Annotated in this window: 6 protein-coding genes; 1 reads left to right on the forward strand and 5 read right to left on the reverse strand. The window is 41.3% G+C overall.

What is annotated here, in order from left to right; translation table 11 throughout:
• Nucleotides 1-1,501: alpha-amylase (locus tag NTU69_10875; protein MCX5804012.1), on the forward strand; the 1,501-nt coding region annotated here is incomplete at its 5' end.
• Between the two features lie 36 nt (nucleotides 1,502-1,537).
• On the opposite strand, the gene NTU69_10880 is transcribed toward NTU69_10875, so the two are convergent.
• From NTU69_10880 to NTU69_10900, 5 genes are all read right to left on the reverse strand, one after another.
• Nucleotides 1,538-1,864, reverse strand: coding sequence for a cupin domain-containing protein (locus NTU69_10880; GenBank protein MCX5804013.1), 327 nt, complete (start codon nucleotides 1,862-1,864; stop codon nucleotides 1,538-1,540).
• A 73-nt stretch (nucleotides 1,865-1,937) separates the two neighbouring features.
• Nucleotides 1,938-2,153, reverse strand: coding sequence for a hypothetical protein (locus tag NTU69_10885; protein ID MCX5804014.1), 216 nt, complete (start codon nucleotides 2,151-2,153; stop codon nucleotides 1,938-1,940).
• A complete protein-coding gene (locus tag NTU69_10890; GenBank protein MCX5804015.1) occupies nucleotides 2,140-2,724 on the reverse strand; it encodes a nucleotidyltransferase domain-containing protein in 585 nt (194 codons plus the stop codon). The genes NTU69_10885 and NTU69_10890 overlap by 14 nt, the downstream gene beginning before the upstream one ends.
• Before the next feature lie 358 nt (nucleotides 2,725-3,082).
• Nucleotides 3,083-3,295 carry a DUF2283 domain-containing protein gene (locus tag NTU69_10895; GenBank protein ID MCX5804016.1) on the reverse strand — a complete coding sequence of 71 codons (213 nt, stop codon included), beginning with the start codon at nucleotides 3,293-3,295 and terminating at the stop codon, nucleotides 3,083-3,085.
• A 139-nt stretch (nucleotides 3,296-3,434) separates the two neighbouring features.
• Nucleotides 3,435-3,659 (reverse strand): zinc ribbon domain-containing protein (locus NTU69_10900; GenBank protein MCX5804017.1); only part of this gene is annotated, 225 nt, incomplete at its 5' end.

The following is a 3,659-nucleotide window of genomic DNA, read 5'->3' on the forward strand; positions in this document are numbered from 1 at the left end:
GGATAAATATTTTGGTACATGCACCATGATGGTAACCATGCCGGGGCTTCCCATGTTCGGACATGGCCAGATTGAAGGATTTGAAGAAAAGTACGGGATGGAATACAGACGTGCCTACAAGGACGAAAAACCGGATACGTACCTGATGGAACGGCATGAAAGGGAGATATTTCCACTTTTACACAAGAGATACCTCTTTGCCGGTGTAGAACATTTTCTCCTCTATGACTTTTTCATTGCTTCCGGATACGTAAATGAAGATGTATTTGCCTATTCCAATGCTTACGGGAATGAGCGGTCACTTGTGGTCTACAACAACAAAAATAACTCAACCCAGGGGTGGGTCAGAACATCCGTTGCCTATTCAGTCAAGGCAGGACAGGGGGACGCACGAAAACTTGTGCAGAAAAGCCTTGGTGAGGGCTTGGGACTTGCGAAAGATGAAAACCTTTTTGTCGTTTTCCGCGACCACAAAACCAGTCTGGAATACATCAGGAATTGTAGGGAAATCAATGAAAAAGGGCTTTATGTAGAATTAAACCCATATAGCTACCAAGTCTTTCTTAACTTCCGCGAATTACAAGATAATGAGTGGCGCCATTATGCTAACCTTACAGCATACCTTAACGGGCGTGGTGTGCCGAATATTGAAGAGGCGCTTCGGGAAATGCTTCTTAAGCCCATCCATAAGCGTTTCATGGAACTGGTCAATGCCAATATGTTTGGAAGGCTCATGGATGCCTGCAACCCCCGGGAACTCATCGATGAAGTGGAACAAAAGACTGTAAAACTGCTTGACGAGATAATGCGTTATACGGGTGCTACAGGTGATGTACATGGTATTGTGAGAGAGATCCGACAGACTTTTGAGATCAATCCGCAATCGCCTCTCATCAACAAGGATTTTCCCTCACCGGAATCAAAGACAATGAATGAGGTTGCAGAATATATACATTCACACCTGAAAGAGAATCAAAACCTTATGTATGTTTTATTTGGCTGGCTCTTTGTCCACGCACTGGGAAGGGTTTCTTTTCAAGGAATAGATGCAGATAACTTAAGCCGCAGCTGGATTGACGAATTGTCGCTTGGCAGAATCATCGCAGATACACTTCGGGAATCAGGATTTGACGAAAAAGCTGCATCAGAATCGGTGGAAATCATCAAGCTCACAACCGACCATCAAAACTGGTTCAAAACAAAAGGTGGTGCACATGCCTTACTTGAGTCTTTATTGAAGGACAGCGAGGCTCAAGAGTTCCTGCAGGTTAACCGCCACAGAAACATCCTCTGGTTCAGCAAGGAGGCATTCGAACAGCTCATGTGGTGGCTTCTCCTCATTGCGGTCATAAAAATAAGTTCTGATGTGTCCCAACCTATGCCAGATATGGCAAAAGCAATCACCGCCTGTTATGACATTATTAAGCGCCTATTAAAAGCCTCCAAGGAATCAGGCTATCAGGTGGAGAAACTTATAAAGATAGTAGACAGTAAGGAGTAGGCAGTAGGCAGCACAGTTTCTTATCTTCTTAACTTCTCACCTTCTGAAGTGTAGTGCCAGCCAGATGGTTTTTTGATGCTTATCCGTCCACCCCACTCTGTGCCGTTTGTGTGCAGGAATTAATATGTAGTCACCGGGTTTCATAGCCCTTGCTTCTTTCTCACCCTCAAAGAACAAGTCTGCACTCCCCTGAAGTAACAGTACCCATTCATCTGTATCCTGGTCATACCACTCCCCTTGTGGTGTCGCCTGCCCATCCGAAATGATTCGTTCCAGCCTCATATTTTTATTCTCCAGCAGGGGCTCAAAAATTTCCTCAGGAACAGAATCGGGTATATTTGAAAAAAGGTTCTTTATTCCCATCTGTTACACCTCTTCCTACACACTCTCAGTAGCATAGCGTTTGAGATATGAAGAAATTAATTTGCAAGCAATATTATTTAAGGCGAGTTCCATAAGCAAACATCAATGCCCTGCCCGCTCTCAGCATGGCATGGTATGCAATTGTATATGCCCATTCTTCATCAATTGTGAGGGTTTCTCTGGCAGTAACAATATCTCTATGTGCACGGCTAATATTTGACTGAACCTGTTTTGCATTATATTCTGCCTTTTCGATTAATCCCCGTGATTCAAGACTATGTAAGGCCATCCTCTTTTCCTGTTATCATGATTTTTCTACCAGCCAGTACATCCATAATAAAACCGTCTCTTGCGCGGTTTTTTGTTTTAAACTCTTTTGCATCATAGACTACATAATTAATTGTCCTGCCAAGTTTTTTCTCCAGGTCTCCCAATAAAAAATCAAGCTTACCCAAATCAATATCGCCAACAACCATCAGATCAATATCGCTCTGCGCGTTTTCTTCTCCTTTTGCGTAAGAGCCGTAAATAAAGGCATATTCAATGCCGTCAAGGGTATCGAATACAGCTTTAATCTGACCGGCGACACCTGCTGTTTTGAGCACAAGCCCTTTCATCTCATTGAAGAAGGCACATTCCCGGTTGACCTGAAAGTGTTTGAGATTTCCATGCGTTGCCGATGTAAGGATTCTGAGGTTTCCGAGTCTCTTCATTTCGCGGCTTAGATTTGTTGAATCTTCTTTCAGGATTATGGAGAGCTGGCGGACAAAAAACTGCTCGTCTGGATGAGTGAAAAACCAGCCAAGCAGCTTTGCCCTGATGCGTGAACCAAATATCTTTTCAAGAGTATTTGACAGCATAGTTGCAGTAAATATTACTACAATTGCAGTAAAAAATACTACATAATATTTACTTTGCCGGGAAACTGTTTCTCAATACTACTTTAAAACATTTTTTCCTTTGGTTGATTTAGTTTTTTTAAGCCTGAGAAACAGGCTGTACAGAAAAATTTTTTTGTCTATAATCCTTTGGGGACGTTATTTCATACTGTGTATTATTAACCTGTCCCCCTTTTTTCTTCATTCTCAAGCAATTTCAATTTATTTGCAAGTATTTTTTTTGCGGTCAGCCGGTGATGCATAGCTGAGAGCCAAGAGCGGAGAGTTAAGATTTTGATTCATACTCTAAGTTATGAATTTGCCTAATCCCAACAAAGACCTATATTGCTTTTGGAATCTTATAATTTACAGGAAAGAGTTTTTCTAACGATACATGTTTTGAGGCATCAAGAATTTCTATTCCAATAATCTTTTCCCTTTTACCAATATCTAAAACAATATTCTCTGAAACACGCCTGTTTACCACCTTCTGTTTTTTATCATCTAATCTGATATAGAGAAGATCTGCTTTGTCGTTATATACAATATTCATCCTAAACCTCCCATTTCCCGTAAAAAACATAAACGGTTACGGTTATAATCATACTCCCTTCTACAGTATAGAATATTTCAATCCTTTTTTGTTGATAATATTTGCCAAGGCGTTTTTTATTAAGTGATTACTCTGACAGCTAAAGCAGCCAGCTTCTCGCTTCAACGAGGGGCATTGATACACCGCCTCTCCACGAAGGCTCAATCCAAGCCTTTTGTAAGATGTTCAGGGCTGCATTTATATCTCTATCAAGAGACAGCCCACAAAAAGGACAATTATGAACTCTAACAGCAAGATACTTTTTGACAATATTGCCACATCGGGAACATTTTTGAGATGTTCCGTTAGGGGTAATCTCTTGATA

It is taken from the genome of Pseudomonadota bacterium, assembly GCA_026388215.1.
Lineage (GTDB): Bacteria > Desulfobacterota > Syntrophorhabdia > Syntrophorhabdales > Syntrophorhabdaceae > JAPLKF01.

What these genes read in the sequence shown, in the direction of transcription:
- NTU69_10885 (MCX5804014.1), bottom strand. Translation starts at nt 2,153, where the DNA reads ATGGCCTTACATAGTCTTGAATCACGGGGATTAATCGAAAAGGCAGAA.
- NTU69_10895 (MCX5804016.1), bottom strand. Translation starts at nt 3,295, where the DNA reads ATGAATATTGTATATAACGACAAAGCAGATCTTCTCTATATCAGATTA.
- NTU69_10890 (MCX5804015.1), bottom strand. Translation starts at nt 2,724, where the DNA reads ATGCTGTCAAATACTCTTGAAAAGATATTTGGTTCACGCATCAGGGCA.
- NTU69_10880 (MCX5804013.1), bottom strand. Translation starts at nt 1,864, where the DNA reads ATGGGAATAAAGAACCTTTTTTCAAATATACCCGATTCTGTTCCTGAG.